Annotated in this window: 13 protein-coding genes; 7 read left to right on the forward strand and 6 right to left on the reverse strand. The window is 62.9% G+C overall.

Annotated elements, in window-relative coordinates:
• Positions 1–49: 49 nt before the first annotated feature.
• The 3 genes from G5315_RS12140 (at position 50) to dtd (ending at position 2864) form a co-directional block, all read left to right on the forward strand.
• On the forward strand, positions 50–1291 hold the full coding sequence (locus tag G5315_RS12140) for a malic enzyme-like NAD(P)-binding protein (RefSeq protein ID WP_421333109.1): 1242 nt from the start codon (positions 50–52) through the stop codon (positions 1289–1291).
• A gap of 176 nt (positions 1292–1467) precedes the next feature.
• Positions 1468–2340: a virulence factor BrkB family protein gene (locus G5315_RS12145; protein ID WP_005340664.1), complete on the forward strand. Its 873-nt coding sequence runs from the start codon at positions 1468–1470 to the stop codon at positions 2338–2340.
• Positions 2341–2426: 86 nt separating this feature from the next.
• Positions 2427–2864: a D-aminoacyl-tRNA deacylase gene (dtd, locus tag G5315_RS12150; protein ID WP_005340662.1), complete on the forward strand. Its 438-nt coding sequence runs from the start codon at positions 2427–2429 to the stop codon at positions 2862–2864.
• On the opposite strand, the gene G5315_RS12155 is transcribed toward dtd, so the two are convergent.
• Positions 2853–3533 (reverse strand): spermidine synthase, encoded by a 681-nt coding sequence (locus G5315_RS12155; protein ID WP_421333120.1) that lies wholly within the window; start codon positions 3531–3533, stop codon positions 2853–2855. The genes dtd and G5315_RS12155 overlap by 12 nt on opposite strands.
• 51 nt (positions 3534–3584) lie before the next feature.
• On the opposite strand from G5315_RS12155, the gene G5315_RS12160 reads away from it, so the two are divergent.
• Positions 3585–4493, forward strand: a complete 909-nt coding sequence (locus G5315_RS12160) for a bifunctional GNAT family N-acetyltransferase/hotdog fold thioesterase (protein WP_201947710.1) — start codon at positions 3585–3587, stop codon at positions 4491–4493.
• Between the two features lie 54 nt (positions 4494–4547).
• Here the strand turns inward: G5315_RS12160 and G5315_RS12165 are convergent, their stop codons facing one another.
• The 4 genes from G5315_RS12165 to gntU form a co-directional block, all read right to left on the reverse strand.
• Positions 4548–6665: an AsmA family protein gene (locus tag G5315_RS12165; RefSeq protein ID WP_421333110.1), complete on the reverse strand. Its 2118-nt coding sequence runs from the start codon at positions 6663–6665 to the stop codon at positions 4548–4550.
• A 30-nt stretch (positions 6666–6695) separates the two neighbouring features.
• Positions 6696–8765: an ATP-dependent DNA helicase RecG gene (gene recG / locus G5315_RS12170; RefSeq protein ID WP_421333111.1), complete on the reverse strand. Its 2070-nt coding sequence runs from the start codon at positions 8763–8765 to the stop codon at positions 6696–6698.
• Positions 8766–8955: 190 nt separating this feature from the next.
• Entirely contained in the window at positions 8956–10305 is a 1350-nt protein-coding gene (gene pssA / locus G5315_RS12175) for a CDP-diacylglycerol--serine O-phosphatidyltransferase (RefSeq protein WP_021230775.1), read from the reverse strand.
• A 150-nt stretch (positions 10306–10455) separates the two neighbouring features.
• On the reverse strand, positions 10456–11796 hold the full coding sequence (gene gntU / locus G5315_RS12180; RefSeq protein ID WP_005355418.1) for a gluconate transporter: 1341 nt from the start codon (positions 11794–11796) through the stop codon (positions 10456–10458).
• A gap of 244 nt (positions 11797–12040) precedes the next feature.
• On the opposite strand from gntU, the gene G5315_RS12185 reads away from it, so the two are divergent.
• From G5315_RS12185 to G5315_RS12195, 3 genes are read left to right on the forward strand one after another with little or no spacing between them, the layout of a single operon-like run.
• On the forward strand, positions 12041–12550 hold the full coding sequence (locus G5315_RS12185; RefSeq protein WP_005340649.1) for a gluconokinase: 510 nt from the start codon (positions 12041–12043) through the stop codon (positions 12548–12550).
• Positions 12547–14343 (forward strand): phosphogluconate dehydratase, encoded by a 1797-nt coding sequence (gene edd / locus G5315_RS12190; protein WP_139430070.1) that lies wholly within the window; start codon positions 12547–12549, stop codon positions 14341–14343. The genes G5315_RS12185 and edd overlap by 4 nt, the downstream gene beginning before the upstream one ends.
• Positions 14344–14352: 9 nt before the next feature.
• A complete protein-coding gene (locus tag G5315_RS12195; protein ID WP_021230777.1) occupies positions 14353–14994 on the forward strand; it encodes a bifunctional 4-hydroxy-2-oxoglutarate aldolase/2-dehydro-3-deoxy-phosphogluconate aldolase in 642 nt (213 codons plus the stop codon).
• An 84-nt stretch (positions 14995–15078) separates the two neighbouring features.
• Here G5315_RS12195 and G5315_RS12200 read toward each other — a convergent pair whose 3' ends face one another.
• Positions 15079–16086 (reverse strand): substrate-binding domain-containing protein, encoded by a 1008-nt coding sequence (locus G5315_RS12200; protein ID WP_043821541.1) that lies wholly within the window; start codon positions 16084–16086, stop codon positions 15079–15081.
• Positions 16087–16154 lie beyond the last annotated feature (68 nt).

Here is a 16154-nt window from a genome sequence, read left to right on the forward strand (position 1 = left end):
TGTGCCCCCTGTCGGCACCTCATTTGCACCAACCACATCGGGGTCCCCCATGTCCGATCTGCGTCAAGAAGCACTCGATTACCACGCCCTGCCTGTACCGGGCAAAATTGCCATCGCCCTGACCAAGCCTGCCGAAACCGCCCGTGATCTGGCGCTGGCTTACAGCCCGGGTGTTGCCGAGCCGGTGCGCGAGATCGCTGCCAACCCGGCCGATGCCTATCGCTATACCGGCAAGGGCAATCTGGTGGCCGTCATCTCCAACGGCACCGCGATTCTGGGTCTGGGCAATCTGGGGCCGCTGGCCTCCAAGCCGGTGATGGAGGGCAAGGCCCTGCTGTTCAAGCGCTTTGCCGGCATCGACGCCATCGACATCGAGGTGAAGCACGAGACCAGCCAGCAGTTTATCGACACGGTGGCGGCCATCGCCGATACCTTCGGTGGCATCAATCTGGAAGATATCAAGGCGCCGGAGTGTTTCGAGATTGAAGAGGCGCTGATCGCGCGCTGCGACATTCCGGTGTTCCACGATGATCAGCATGGTACCGCCATCGTCACCGCCGCCGGTCTGCTCAACGCGCTGGAAGTGCAGGGCAAGCAGATCAGTGACAGCCGCATCGTCTGCATGGGGGCGGGGGCTGCCGCCACCGCCTGCATGGATCTGCTGATCAAGTGTGGCGCCAGAGCGCACAACATCTTCATGCTGGATCGTCAGGGTGTTATCCACACCGGCCGCAGCGATCTCAACAAGTACAAGCAGCGCTTCGCCAACGAGACCCCGCTGCGCACCCTGATGGATGTCATCGAAGGGGCGGATGTGTTTGTCGGTGTTTCAGGCCCCGACGTGTTGCCCGCCGAAGCGGTCGCCCTGATGGCGCCCAACCCGGTGATCTTTGCCTGCTCCAACCCGGACCCAGAGATCAAGCCTGCGCTGGCCCACGCCGTACGCCGCGACCTCATCATGGGCACCGGCCGCTCCGACTACCCGAACCAGATCAACAACGTGCTCTGCTTCCCCTTCATCTTCCGCGGTGCCCTCGATGCCCGTGCCAGCCGCATCAACGATGCCATGAAGATTGCTGCGGTCGAGGCGATCCGCGCGCTGGCCAAGGAGCCGGTGCCGGCCGAGGTGCTGACCGCAGCCGGGGTGAGCGAGCTCGCCTTCGGCAAGGATTACGTCATTCCCAAGCCGATGGATGCCCGTCTGCTGCCGCGGGTTGCCCGCGCCGTGGCGCTGGCAGCGGTGGCCTCCGGCGTCGCCCGCATCGAGCTGCCCGCGGACTACATGCTGTAATCCGGCGTTGCAAACGGCCCCATAGCGGGGCCGTTTTTATTTGTGCTTCTGACGACAGCCAGAGACGCCAGTCGGGTGACAGGTTGGGGCTGATGGAGGCAAATCGGGTTCAAAGGTGGTCAAACAGCGCTCTCCTCTGACACAATATTGCCACTATGACGCTAACGAGAATCAAGATGCAGCAGCCTGTCAGCGGCCGTTTGGCCCACGCCCTCTCCTTCTTGCGCCATGATGGTCGCCACTTTGCCCAGTTTGTCTGGGGCCGTTTCCAGCAGGACAGATTGACGGTTACCGCCGGTTATCTGGCCTATGTCACCCTGCTTTCGCTGGTGCCGATGATCGCCGTGGTCTTTGGCATGATGTCCGCCTTCCCGGTGTTCCAGAGCCTCAAGCAGGCGATGGAGCAGTTCGTCTACCACAACTTCGTGCCGACCGCGGGCGACATGCTCAAGGAGTACATCGACGGCTTCGTCGCCAATGCCACCAACACCACGGCAGTGGGGATTGGGGCGCTGGTGGTGGTGGCGTTGATGCTGATCTCCGCCATCGACAAGAACCTCAACTACATCTGGCGTTCGACCCAGGGCCGCCCGCTGGCGCAGGCCTTTGCCATGTACTGGATGATCCTGACCCTGGGGCCCGTGCTTATCGGGGCCAGTATCGCCATCTCCTCTTACATCTTCTCGCTGCGGCTGTTTGGTGCCGAGAGCCTGTTCGGCATCGGCTATCTGCTGCTGCGCGGCTTGCCGTTCCTCTTCTCGGTGCTCACCTTCCTGCTGGTCTATACCGTGGTACCCAACTGCAAGGTGCGGCTGATCCACGCCTTTATCGGTGCGCTGGTAGCGGCGACCCTGTTCGAGCTGGCCAAGCGCGGCTTTGCCATCTACATCACCAACTTCCCCTCCTATCAGGCCATCTACGGCGCGCTGGCCACCATCCCGATCCTGTTTGTCTGGGTCTATCTCAGCTGGCTGGTGGTGCTGCTGGGGGCTGAAACCACGGCCTGCCTTGGCGAATATGAAAAACCGGCGAGCGAGGAGCTGGGCTAAGCCATCGCCTTGCCCACCGGTTTATTGGTAGCATCGACGACCGCCCCTGCGAGGGGGCGGTCGTTCTGTTTTCAAAGGAGAGGGATGTGATTGCATTGATTCAGCGGGTCAGCGAGGCCAGCGTGACTGTCGAGGGGGAGGTGACCGGCGCCATCGGTCAGGGACTGCTGGTACTGCTCGGGGTTGAGCAGGGGGATGACGAGGCCAAGGCCGACAAGTTGCTGCATCGGGTCAGTGGTTATCGCATCTTTCCGGATCAGGAGGGCAAGATGAACCTGAATGTCAGCCAGATCGGCGGCAGTCTGCTGGTTGTCTCCCAATTCACGCTGGCGGCGGATACCAAGCGAGGGATGCGTCCCAGCTTCTCCTGCGGTGCTCACCCGAGCGAGGCCGAGCGGCTCTATGACTACTTCGTGGCCAAGGCTTCAGCCAGCGGCATCCCGACCGAAACCGGCCGTTTTGCCGCCGACATGAAGGTGGCGCTGGTCAACGAGGGGCCGACGACCTTCTGGCTACAGGTCTGAGGATGTTTCGTCCCGCGGTGTGACGTGGACGATCACGTTGATGAGCCCCGCTACCGGATAGGGGGTTGCCGGGCCAATCCACTGTTCGATCAGTGTCAGGGCGTGGGTTAGCTCAAGCGCGGTGCGCGGCAGCAGGTTGATCACCAGCGTGCCGCAGAGGCGGGGAGCCAGCGCCCGGTAGAGCCGCTCCTGAAACAGCAGCAGCGGGTTGCCATCCTGACTGAATAGATCGAGCAGGATGAGGTCGTACTGCTGCTCGCTCTGCTCCAGAAAGGCGAGGGCATCGGCCTGATGGAGTGCCGGAGCAGCGCGTTCATCGCTCTCCTGATGCTGGAAAAACTGCTGATAAACGGTCAGCACCTCTTCGTCGAGGTCGACGCACTCGTGGCGGGCATCGGGCCAGCGTTGGCAGAGATGGCGAGTGAGATCGCCGCCCCCCAGCCCCAGTTCGAGTATCTGTGTGGCCTGCTCCGGCAGCAGGCAGGCGATGACCCGTTGATGGGGCAGACAGAGGGTGGCGGGGTCGGCGAGCGACATGGCGGATTGCACCACGCCGTCTATCTCCAGCCAGCGGTGCTGGTCATTTTCCTGTACCGTGAGGCGGCGCTGGGGTTTGACGCTGAGGTGCAACAAGTGATCGGCTTGGTACGCTTGCAGATTGAAGTCCATGAATTTGCACGGCAAGATGGTTTCCGACCAGTGTAACTCAAGGATGAAACTATGTACCGGGTAGTCACCCCTCAGACAGTCGCCGAGCTGGATGCCTACTACCAGTTGCGCTGGGAACTTCTGCGTAAGCCCTTCAATCTGCCCGTCGGTTCCGAGCGGGACGAGTACGACACCGTCGCCATTCACCGGCTGATGCTGGCACCCGATGGCACTCCCATCGCGGTGGGCCGCCTCTTTATCGGCGGTGACGAGGCGCAGATCCGCTTTATGGCGCTGCGTCCCGAATATCGCGGTCAAGGGCTGGGCGCCCGAATGGTGGAGGATCTCGAGCAACTGGCCCGCAGCGAGAAGGTGAAACGGCTGGTGATGAACGCTCGTCAAGAGGCGGTGGAGTTCTATCGCAAGTGCGGCTTTCTCGAAGTGGGGGGCGGCCCCGTCTCCTTCGGCCGGATTCCCCATCGCCAGATGATCAAATCCCTGAGCCCGTTGCAGACTATCCAGTACCGGCCGGAGTGGTGTCAGGATCTCACCACCCGCTGGTCGCGCGGGGTACCCATCAGCGAGAAGATGGGGATGCACATCAGCCACTACGATGGCCAGACTTTCCACCTCAAGGCCAATCTGGCGGCCAACTTCAACGTGCATGGCAGCATGTTCGCCGGCAGTGTCTACAGCCAGTGCGTGCTGGCGGGCTGGGGGCTGATCTGGCTGCAGCTTAAAGAGGAGGGGCTGGTGGGCGAGCCGGTGCTGACCGAGAGCACCATCAAATATCATGGCCCGGTCGATGAGGAGCCGGAGGCGCGGGTGGCCCGCGAGGGGATGCCCGCCGTGCTGCAGCCGCTCAAACGGGGGGAGCCTGCCACCTTCAGCCTCAAGATCCAGCTGTTCAGCGGCGGCAAGCTGGCGGCGGAGTTCTGTGGTCACTACGTGGTGCAGCCGCCCCGCCGCCCGGGCCAGTAACCGCGTCGTTTCCCCATCAAACAACAAGGCCTCATCATGAGGCCTTGTCTGTTTTTACCCTTGTTGGCTGTCGCTTGTCTGCCCGGCTTGTGTCTGCACTTGGGTTTGGTTTTGGGCTTTCGGTGCGGGAGCCGGTCGCCAGAGTGGGGCGCTGTTGCCTTGCGGCGGATAGCGTACTCCCACTTCCCAGCCGCAGGCGTCCTGCTTTTGCGGGAAGCTCCAGGCCAGCGTGGGGGCAGTCAGCGGCCCGCGCCACTGGCCGAGCAGCTCGGCGCAGCGGTTGCCGTTGAGGATCCCCAGATCGAGCTGCCACTGCTCGTTGACCAGATCGATCCCCCCTTGCAGCGCCAGCAGATGGGTGATGGTGGAGGCGCCAGCCTGCTCGACTTGTAGTTGCCCCTTGTCGATCTTGCCCTGCAGCTTGATGCGGTAGAAGGGGGTGTCACCCTCCTGCATCGCCTGCCACAGCTGATCCGGCGTCAGGGTGGGCGGGGTCGCCCCCTTGAACCACTGATCCAGCAGCGGATCTATCTTTACCTTGTCCCAGAACGGCTCGTCGGCATCGAGGGCAAAGCTGCCCTGCAGGGTCTGGCGCCACTCGCCCGCCGTTTTGCCATGTTCGGCTTGCAGATCGGCGCTCACGTCCGCCTTGCCAGCGAACGAGACAGGGGAGTGGAATATCTTGCCCCATTGCTGCAGATCCAGCTTGGTCGCCTGCAGTTGGAGGCGGCTGCTCTGGCCCGGTTCGCGGCCCCACTGGCCACTCAGGCTGAGAGTGCCCTCATCCGGCAGCGAGCTGGTGAGTTTGCCCAGTTGCCAAGAGCTGGGGGTCAGCTCCCCATCCAGCTCGCCGTTGCGGGCGCTGAGGCCATCCCACACCAGCTCGAACCACTTGCTCTCGATACGGGCACGGCCGAGCAGCGGGCCGGGTTGGTTATCGCGCAGGGCGAGATCGCTCAGATAGAGCTGCCAGCCGGTCAGCGACAGAGGGATGGAATCGTCGAAGGAGAGCACCTTAAGCTTGTCGAACGCCAGCTTGCGGATATCCACCTGCTGCGGGCGCCAGCCCTGCCAATCCTGCCACCACCCCTGTGGCAGACTGATATCCATGCCGCTCAGCGCCACGTCTTTCAGGGTCAGCTTCTGCTGCTGGCTATCGAGGGAGAGCTCGACATTGAACTCCCCTTCATAGGCTTTGCCCCGCAGTTCCCCGTCGATCTGTTGGGGCGAGAAGGCGAGCTTGCCCTTGATCTCCTCCAGCTGGAACAGGCCACGCCCCATGTCGCCCAGGGTGCCGCTCAGGTAGCCGGTGGGCTGGTTGCCCGCCTGCCAGTTGAAGGCGGTGAGCTGGCCGCTGAAGTTGTTGAAGGAGAGCTCCTGATTGATGTCGTTGAGGCTGATGTTGTCCAGCTGGCCGCGATCCAGCGACACGCTTTGCAACGGGAAGCGCTGCGGGAAGCCTTGTTGTGTCAGATCCCCCAGCTCCACCCGCATGCCGCGCGCCTTGAGGTCATGCAGTTGCAGGGTGCGGGCGGGCCAGTCCAGCACCATGCCGGTCTCCAGCAGACCGTCGAACAGGTTGGTCACCAGCTTGTCGGTGCGCAGCACTTCTCCTTCCAGCCGCCCTTGCAGGTTGAGACGGGCGAAGGTGAACTGCGGAGTCTCCAGCTGGCCGATATTGAGGCTCAGGTTGGCCTGTGGCTGGCGTTTCGGATCGATCAGCTCCCAGTCGCTCAGGGTGGCATTGAGGCCGCGCAGGGTCAGCTCGGGGCTTTCCAGACTGAGCCGGTCTATGGTGCTGTCACTGATGGTGAGGGAGTGCACCGGCAGGCTCGGTAGCTGGTTGGGCAGCGGCAGCTTGATGGCGGGACGAATGAGATCGAGATGGGCGATGCGCACGTCGCGGCTCAGCCAGTCGATGCTCTCGATCTCCAGATAGATCTTGTCGAGGGAGACCGCATCGCCGTAACGCACCTGCTCAGCCAGCAGGGTGTAGGGGTGCAGCGGGTTGAACACCAGTCGCCCTATGGTGACCGGCACGCCGGTCTGCTGGCTGATCCAGCTGGCGATGGGGCCTTTGGCGCGCTCGGCGTCGAACAGGCCGAGGGCAACCCAGACAAACAGCAGCAGGAAGGCGAAGGTGTAGAGCAGGCCGCGTAGCCAGGAATTCATGGTTGCTTTCCTCCTGTTTTGGGGTGGTTGTCAGGCGTTTGAGTAGTGGTCTCGCAGACCGAGCCAGCGGCGGATCAAGGGTTCGACATGGCTTGGGTGCCTATCCATGAGGAAGCGCGCCATTTTTTGCACCTGCGGAATAAGCGGCTGATCTCGCACCAGATCGGCGATCTTGAGGTCGGCCAGACCGGTCTGGCGAGTGCCGAGCAGTTCCCCCGGGCCGCGCAGTTCCAGATCCCGCTGGGCGATCAGGAAGCCGTCGTTGGTCTCCCGCAGCACCCCGAGCCGGCTCTGGGCCGTCTTGGACAAGGGGGCATGATAGAGCAGCACGCAGTGAGAGGCTACCGCACCACGGCCAACCCGCCCACGCAACTGGTGCAACTGCGCCAGCCCGAGCCGTTCCGGGTTCTCGATGATCATCAGGCTGGCGTTGGGCACATCCACCCCCACCTCGATGACGGTGGTGGCGACCAGCAGTTGCAGTATGCCCGCCTTGAACTCCTCCATCACCCGCTGTTTCTCCACCGGCCGCATCCGGCCATGTACCAGCCCAATGTGCAGGCCGGGCAGCAGGGTCTGCAGCTCGGCGGCGGTATCCTCGGCAGCCTGACACTCCAGCACCTCCGACTCCTCGATCAGGGTGCAGACCCAGTAGGCCTGCTTGCCCTCGGTGCAGGCGAGCTTGACCCGCTCGATCACATCGCCGCGACGACTGTCGGGCAGCGCGACCGTGGTGATGGGGGTTCGGCCCGGCGGCAGTTCGTCGATGACCGAGGTGTCGAGGTCGGCATAGGCGGTCATCGCCAGGGTGCGGGGGATGGGGGTGGCGGTCATGATGAGCTGATGGGGATGTACCCCTTCCCGCTCCCCTTTCTCGCGCAGGGCGAGGCGCTGATGCACCCCGAATCTGTGCTGTTCATCGATGATGACCAGCGCCAGACGCTGGAACACCACCTGCTCCTGAAAGATGGCGTGGGTGCCCACCACCATCTTGACGCTGCCATCGGCGATGGCGGCCAGCGACTCTTCCCGCGCCTTGCCTTTCTGTTTGCCCGCCAGCCAGCCGACTCCGATGCCGAGCGGCTCCAGCCACTTGGCGAAGTTGATGGCGTGCTGTTCCGCCAGCAGCTCGGTCGGCGCCATCAAGCCCACCTGACAGCCGTTGCCGATAGCCTGCAGGGCCGCCAGCGCCGCGACCAGCGTCTTGCCGGATCCCACATCCCCCTGCACCAGCCGCATCATGGGGTGGTTCTGTTGCAGATCCTTGCTTATCTCGGCCACCACCCTGCTCTGGGCGCCGGTGGGCTTGAACGGCAGGGCGCCGAGCAGCTGTTCGACCAGCGCAGGCGCCGGTTTGAGGGCGCGGGCCAGCTGGGTTTGTGCCTGAGCACGTACCTTGAGTACCGAGAGATTGTGAGCCAGCAGCTCCTCCAGTACCAGTCGCTGCTGGGCCGGATGCTGGCCGCTTTCCAGCAGCGGCAACGCCACCGAGGGGGGCGGACGGTGCAGCAGCTTCAGAGCAGCGGCCAGTTCAATCTGATGGGGATAGAGTCCGGCGGGCAGCAGCTCCTCCACGCCATAGAGGTCGAGCTGGGCCAGCGCCTGATCGGTGAGGTTGCGCAGGGTGAGCTGGCGCAGCCCTTCGGTGGTCGGGTAGACGGGGGTGAGCGCCTCTTCGGTCTGACCGGCCTGCTCCTCGCCGAGCAGCTTGTACTCGGGGTGGGCCATCTCCAGCCCGTATTTGCCGGGGCGAACCTCGCCAAAGCAGCGGATCAGACGGCCCGCCGCCAGACTGTTTTTCTGGGCGGCGGTGAAGTTGAAGAAGCGCAGGGTGAGGGTGCCGGTGCCATCGCTGATGCGACAGACCATCATGCGGCGGCGCCCCATCACCAGCTGAGTGTCCTGGATTTCGCCCTCGACGGCGCCGTGCAGGCCGGGCGGCAGATCGCCGATGGGCCACACCTGGGTGCGGTCCTCGTAGCGCAGGGGAAGGTGGAACAGCAGATCCTGTACCGTGGCCAGCCCCAGCCGCTCGAGCTTCTCCAGCATCTTGCTGCCGACACCCTTGAGGCTATCGAGAGGAATTTTATCCAATTTCATCAATTAGATGCCCGAAAACACTGTAAATATGTCCAGATGATAGGGGTTGTTGAGGGGCCGATGCAAGCCGAGTTGCTGCTGGCTGGGCCGTCAAAGTGGGGGAAACGGCGGATACAACAAAGGCCTGCCGAAAACGGGAGGCCTTTGTGCGGCTGCCAACAGGCAAGGTGCGGGCGCATGGCGCCCGGAGTCAGATGATGCGTTTGAGCAGCAGATGGGCCTTGACCCGGTGGATCCGTCCCAGCAGCTTGCGCACCTGTTCCGGGTAGTCCTGGATCTGCTCCACCTGATCGAAGTGACTGATCCGCTTGGTGTTGGTCAGGATGTTCTCCCGCTCCGCGTTGAACTGGGGACGCAGCAGGTGGCGACGATCGTGTACCAGCAGGCCATTCTCCAGATCCAGCGCCCAGGCGCGGGGGTTGAGGTTGTTGCCGGTGAGCAGGGCCCACTCGTCATCCACGAAGATCCCCTTGAGATGGTAGGAGTTGCGCTCGCAACACCAGAGCATCAGGTTGAGGCGGCCGTCGTCAATGTGACGCTGGTTGCGTTCGGCAAACTTGCGCAGGTTGGTCTCGTAGAGATAGGGCAGGCCACCGATGGTGGAGAACTTCTCTTCCGGTGGAATGAAGAAGTCGTTGGCGGTCTTGTCGCCCACTACGATGGTGACTTTGCAACCGCGCTGCAGCAGATCCTCGATATCCTTGCTCAACTCCTTGGGCGGGTTGAAGTAAGGGGTGCAGATGAAGATCTCCCGCTCGGTGGCGCGCACCAGATTGCGGATCATCAGGTTGAGCTGATTGTTGCGCTTGCCCAGACCCACCATGGGGGTGACGGCCACCTCCTGAGTGTTGACCGGCATGGTGCTGAAGCGGTACTGGCTCTGGCGCAGGCTCTGCTTGAAGCGGCGGATCGGCCCCTTCAGCTGTTTGGCGCTGGGGATATCGCTGTGATCCAGTCGCTGCACCGCGTCGCTCTTCACGAACAGGTCATCCACATAGTTGACCATGCTGCGGGCCAGCTCCGGGCTGGTGATCTGGTGATAGCGATCGAAGCGGTAGCGATCCTGCTGGTGCAGGTAGATGTCGTTGAGGCTGGCACCGGAGTAGAGCACCACATCATCAAAGATGAAGCCCTTGAGGTGGAGCACGCCGAGCAGCTCGCGCCCCTTGACCGGTACGCCGTAGATTTCGATCTGGTGCTCGTGTTCGGCAGCCATGGCCTGATACATCAGGTGGTTGCCGCCCTGCTTGCCCTTGCCGATCAGGCCGCGCTGGGCACGGTGGAAGTCGACGAACAGCTTGATGTCGAGGGCCGGATTGCGCTGCTTGGCGGCGTAGAGGGCGGAGAGGATCTCCCGGCCTGCTTCGTCATCCTGCAGATAGAGCGCGACCAGATAGATGCGCCGGGTGGCACTGGCGATAAGCGCAAGAATGCGGCGTTTGAAATCCTGGGCGCTGTAGAGCACTTCAAACTGATCCGCTGCGACGGCGATCTGGGGCAGGCGCGCCAGCAGTTGTCGATAATGGGCCGATGAATGCATAGATAAACCTGAAATCACGGGGTTAAGCGTTCCACTCGGAGCGATGAATAGGCGATTCTAGCAATCTCGCCCTCTCAGCCAAAGAAAGAATCATCAGAAAGATGAAAAAGGCCTCACGAGTGAGGCCTTTTTGTCAGCATTTCGCCCTTGTCAGAGGAAGCTGTAGATGATCATCGCCATCACGCCGCCGGTGGTGCCGATGATGGTCTCCATCACGGTCCAGGTCTGCAGAGTCTGCTTCTCGGTCAGGCCGAGGTAGCGGTTGGCCAGCCAGAAACCGGAGTCGTTGACGTGAGAGAGCACGATGGCACCGCCGCCGATGGCGATGGTGACGGCCGCCAGCTGGGCACCGTTGAGGCCGAGCGGCTCCAGCATCGGCAGCACCAGACCACAGGCGGTCAGCATGGCGACGGTGGCAGAACCCTGAATCACCCGCACCGCAGCGGCCAGAATGAAGGCCAGCGCGACGATGGGCAGACCGGAGTCGGCCAGCATGTTGCCCAGCGCGGCGCCTACGCCGGAATCAACCAGCACCTGCTTGAACACGCCACCGGCACCGGTCACCAGGATGATAACACCGGCGGGCTGGATGGCGCTGTTGCAGACGCTCATCACCTCGTCACGGGACATGCCGCGGCGAATACCCAGCAGGTAGAAGGCGGCCAGACAGGCGACCATGATGGCGGTGAAGGGGTGGCCGATGAACTCCAGCCAGTTGTGCAGGGTGGAGCCCGCCTCGACGAAGCGACCGACAATGGTCTTGAGGCCGATCAGCAGCAGCGGCAGACCGATGAGGCCCATGGCCAGCCCGAAGGAGGGCAGGGATTTGCTGTCATCGTGTACGCTGTTCTGGGCATCGGCAGGCAGCGGCACATCGACGATCTTGCTGATGAAGTCACCGAACAGCGGGCCAGCCAGGATCAGCGCCGGTACGGCGGCGATCAGGCCGAACAGGATCATGTAGCCGAAGTCGGCACCCAGCTGGGATGCCACCAGGATCGGGCCCGGCGCCGGGATAAGGAAGGCTTGGCAGGTGGCGATACCGGCCAGCAGAGCGATACCGATCTTCACCACGCTGCCGCCGCCACGACGGACGATGGCGAAGGCGACGCCGATCAGCAGCACCACGGCTACGTCAAAGAAGAGCGGCAGGGCGCAGACAAAGCCGGTCAGGGCCATGGCCCAGTTGGCGCGCTTGACGCCAAACTTGCCGAGCAGGGTGTGGGCTACCCGGTCGAGAGCACCAGTCACTTCCATCACCTTGCCGAACATGGCGCCCAGCGCCACCACTACCGCGACGAAACCGAGGGTGCCACCCATTCCTTTCTGGATGGTGTTGGCGATATCGGCCGGGTTCATGCCGGCGGCGAGACCCGCCACCATGGAGACCAGGATCAGGGCTACCACGGCGTGGAGCCGGGCCTTCATCACCAGGAAGAGCAGCAGCACAATCGAGCCGGCGGCCGTCATGATCAGGGAGAGGTCAGACATTGTTATGCGTTCCTTTTTCCAAGTTCAGAGTGACACCTTGCCGATCCGTCGGCAAACCATATCTTTATGATTTATTTAGATTTATGGCAAGGGCTCAACATCATATGCCCAGGTGACTATGGGTTTGCTCAGTCTGTGGCAGACTTCACATTTTCAATCGTTACCGGTAACATGTTACCGGTAACGTGTTAGATTAGAACCCATCAACAGCTGGTTTTTTGAAAAGTGGGACAGAGGTCAAATTATGGCGGGTAAGTGCATTATCGTGATGGGTGTGTGTGGTAGCGGCAAATCCAGCGTGGGTCTGAAAGTGGCCGAAGCGCTGGGCGCCAAGTTCATCGATGGTGATGACCTGCACCCCAAGGCCAACATCCAGAAGATGGCTGGCGGCAACCCCCTCAACGATGAGGATCGTGCCCCCTGGCTGGAGCGGATCCGCGACGCCGCCTACAGTCTCGAGCAGAAGAACGAGACCGGCATCATTGTCTGTTCCGCCCTCAAAAAGAAGTACCGCGACCAGATCCGCGAAGGCAACGAGTCGGTCAGCTTCATCTTCCTCGATGGCAGCCAGCCGCTGATCCTCGAGCGGATGCGTGCCCGCAAGGGCCACTTCATGCGTGAAAGCATGGTACAAAGTCAGTTCGATACGCTGGAGCGCCCGGATGGCGAAGCCGGTGTATTCCACATTGATATCGACGGCACCTTCGAACAGGTGGTTGACCGCGCCGTCACAGCATTGGAGCAAGCCCAATGATTCATCAGGTAATTTCCGACGTCACCGCCCGCATCCGCGAGCGCAGTGTCGCCCGTCGTCAGGCATTTCTGGCCCGTATCCAGCGTCAGGCAGAGCAGGGCAAGACCCGCGCCGCGCTGGCCTGTGGCAACCTGGCTCACGCCGTGGCCGCCTGCAGCAGTGACGAGAAGGGTCGCATTCTCGATATGACCCGCGCCAACGTCGGCATCGTCACCGCCTACAACGACATGCTGAGCGCCCATCAGCCCTATCAGGGCTATCCGGATCAGATCAAGGCAGTGCTGGCCGAGCTGGGCCACAGCGCCCAGGTCGCTGGCGGCGTGCCCGCCATGTGCGACGGCGTGACTCAGGGTCAGCCGGGGATGGACATGTCCCTCTTCTCCCGCGACCTGATCGCCCAGGCGACTGCGCTGTCGCTCTCTCACAACACCTTTGATGCCACCCTGCTGCTCGGTATCTGCGACAAGATCGCTCCGGGCCAGATCATGGGGGCCCTCTCCCACGCCCACCTGCCGACGGCATTTGTTCCTGCCGGCCCGATGGCGAGCGGCATCAGCAACGACGAGAAGGTGAAGGTTCGCCAGCAGTACGCCGCCGGTGAAGTGGGCCGCGATGCCCTGCTGCAGATGGAGTGCGGCGCCTACCATGCGGCAGGCACCTGCACCTTCTACGGCACCGCCAACACCAACCAGCTGGTGTTCGAGGCCATGGGCTTGATGCTGCCGGGCTCTGCTTTTGTGCATCCCCATAGCGAGCTGCGCCGCGCCCTGACCGCCGAAGCGGCCCGCCGCATCAGCGCCATGATCCCGGGTTCCCCGGCCTATCGCCCGCTGAGCGAGGTGCTGGACGAGCGCTCGCTGGTCAACGGTCTGGTGGCCCTGCTCGCCTCCGGCGGCAGCACCAACCACAGCATCCACATGGTGGCGCTGGCCCGCGCCGCCGGTCTGGTACTGACCTGGGATGACATCAGCGATCTCTCCGATGTGGTGCCGCTGCTGGTTCGCATGTACCCGAACGGCCCGGCCGACGTGAACGCCTTCGAACAGGCAGGCGGCGTGCCCGGCCTGATGCGCCGTCTGGCGCAAGAGGGGCTGATCCACATGGATGCCACACCGGTCTTTGGCGAGATGCAGGATTACCTCAGCTGTCCGGCACTGGTCGATGGTCAGTTGGTATGGCAGCCGGTGGGCGAGAGCGGCGACGCGAGCGTGTTGTCGCCTTCCGGTAGCGTGTTCCAGGCCACTGGCGGCACCAAGCTGCTGGCGGGCAATCTGGGCCGCGCCGTGGTCAAGGTCTCCGCCGTGGCTCCCGAGTATCGGGTGATTGAAGCGCCAGCGCGGGTCTTCTCCTCCCAGCATGCGGTGGAAGCGGCCTACAAGGCGGGCGATCTCAATCAGGACGCCGTGATCGTGGTGCGCCACAATGGCCCAGCCGCCAACGGCATGCCGGAGCTGCACAAGCTGATGCCGGTGCTCGGCAACCTGCAGAAGGCGGGTTACAAGGTGGCGCTGGTCACCGATGGCCGTCTCTCCGGTGCTTCCGGCAAGATCCCGGCCGCCATCCACGTCACCCCGGAAGCGTTGCACGGCGGGGCCATCGGCCTGCTTGCCGATGGCGATCTGCTGCGGGTTGATGCGGTAAACGGCAGCCTCGACTGCCTGACCGATTTGAGTGGCCGTACCCAGGCCGAGATTGACCTCACTCTGGAACAAGAGGGGTGGGGCCGTGAACTGTTCAGCGTGATGCGTCGCGCGGTATCGAGCGCCGAGTGTGGCGCTACCATCTTTGACTAAGGAAGAGCTATGCAGAACTGGAAAGTGACCCCGGCCGAGGTGTTTGCCGCCTCCCCGCTGGTACCCGTGATGGTTATCAACGAGCTGGATCAGGCCCTGCCGATGGCCAAGGCGCTGCTCGACGGCGGCATCTCTGTCTTCGAAATCACCCTGCGCACCCCGGTGGCGCTCGATGCCATCGCCCTCATCGCCAAGGCGATGCCGGATGCCATGGTTGGTGCCGGTACCGTGCTCAACTGCGAGCAGTTTGACGCAGCCGTCTCTGCCGGTGCCCGCTTCGTCATCTCCCCGGGGATGACCCCGGCACTGCTGGCCCACGCGGCCAAGAGCACTGCACCGCTGATCCCGGGTGTGGCAACTCCGTCTGAAGTGATGCAGGCGCTGGAAGCGGGCTATGACCATCTGAAGTTTTTCCCGGCCGAAGCGAACGGCGGCACCAAGGCGCTCTCCGCCATTGCCGCGCCGCTGCCCCAGGTGAAGTTCTGCCCGACCGGCGGTATCGGCCCGAAAAACGTGGCCGACTATCTGGCACTCAAGTGCGTGGCCACCGTCGGCGGCTCCTGGATGCTGCCGGCCGATGCGGTCAAGAGCGGCAACTGGGAAGAGGTGACCCGCCTCTCCCGCGAAGCGGTTGAGCTGGTAAAACGCTAAGCATCAGTTGTGCCGAAAACCAAACAGGCCACCCTCGGGTGGCCTGTTTGCTATCAGCGTGACTTAAGTGGGTGAGGGAAGGGATTACCCCAGACTCTCCCCGACATAGAGGGAGAAGCCGATATCCTTGCGGGTGTCGGGTTGGGATTGGCCGCTGAGACGAGCCAGCAGCATGGTGGCCGCCTCCCGACCGATCGCTTCCCGCGGGGTGGCGATACTGGCCAGTTTGGGGGTCATGGCGTGGCCGATGTCGAGAGCGTTGCAACCGGCGATGGCGATCTGCTGGGGCACCGGGATCCACTTGGCCTGACACTGCAGCAGAGCACCCACCGCCAGGTCATCGTTGGTGCAGAACAGGCCGTCGAGGTCGGGATAGCGTACCAGCGCCTGATCCAGCAGCTCGCCCCCCAGAGTGAAGCTGGAGGATTGTTCGGTCAGCAGATGCTGGCCGGTGAGGCCGAAGTCGGTCATCGCCTGATAGTAACCCTCCATCCGCAGCTGGGTGCGCACGTCGAGCCGCGCCCCCAGATAGACCACCTTGCGTCGGCCCCGGCGCAGCATCTCTGTTACCATGGCCCGGGCCGCGGCTCTATGGTCCATACCGACCACCATATCGATGGGGGTTTGCGGCAGATCCATGGTCTCCACCACCGGAATGCCAGCGGTGGCGATCATCTTGCGGGTACGCTCGGTGTGCTGGCTGTCGGAGAGGATTAGCCCATCCACGTGATAGGAGAGCAGGGACGCGACCTGCTCCTCTTCTCGCTCCGGGCTGTAGCCATAGTGGGCCAGCAGGGTCTGGTAACCGGCCGGTCGGGTTACCGACTCGATGCCATGGATCACCGCCGAGAAGACCTGGTTGGAGAGGGAGGGGATCAGAATGCCGATCGCCTTGCTGGTCGCGTTGGAGAGAATATCCGGCGCCCGGTTGGGGATATAACCCAGCTCTTCCACCACAGCCGCGATCCGCTCGCGGGTCCCTTCCGCTACGGTCTGCGGGTCGCGCAGATAGCGGCTGACAGTCATCTTGGTCACGCCGGTCTGGTCGGCGATATCTTGCAGGGTGGGGCGGCGCTTGCGGGTGGGGCTCATAGGGGTGTCCAGCGTGGATGTTACATGTAACATTACCGTTTTTGGCGGATAAAGTCAGCATATGAAGC

The sequence above is a fragment of the Aeromonas sp. 603607 genome, assembly GCF_049171595.1.
Classification (GTDB): Bacteria; Pseudomonadota; Gammaproteobacteria; order Enterobacterales; family Aeromonadaceae; genus Aeromonas; species Aeromonas veronii.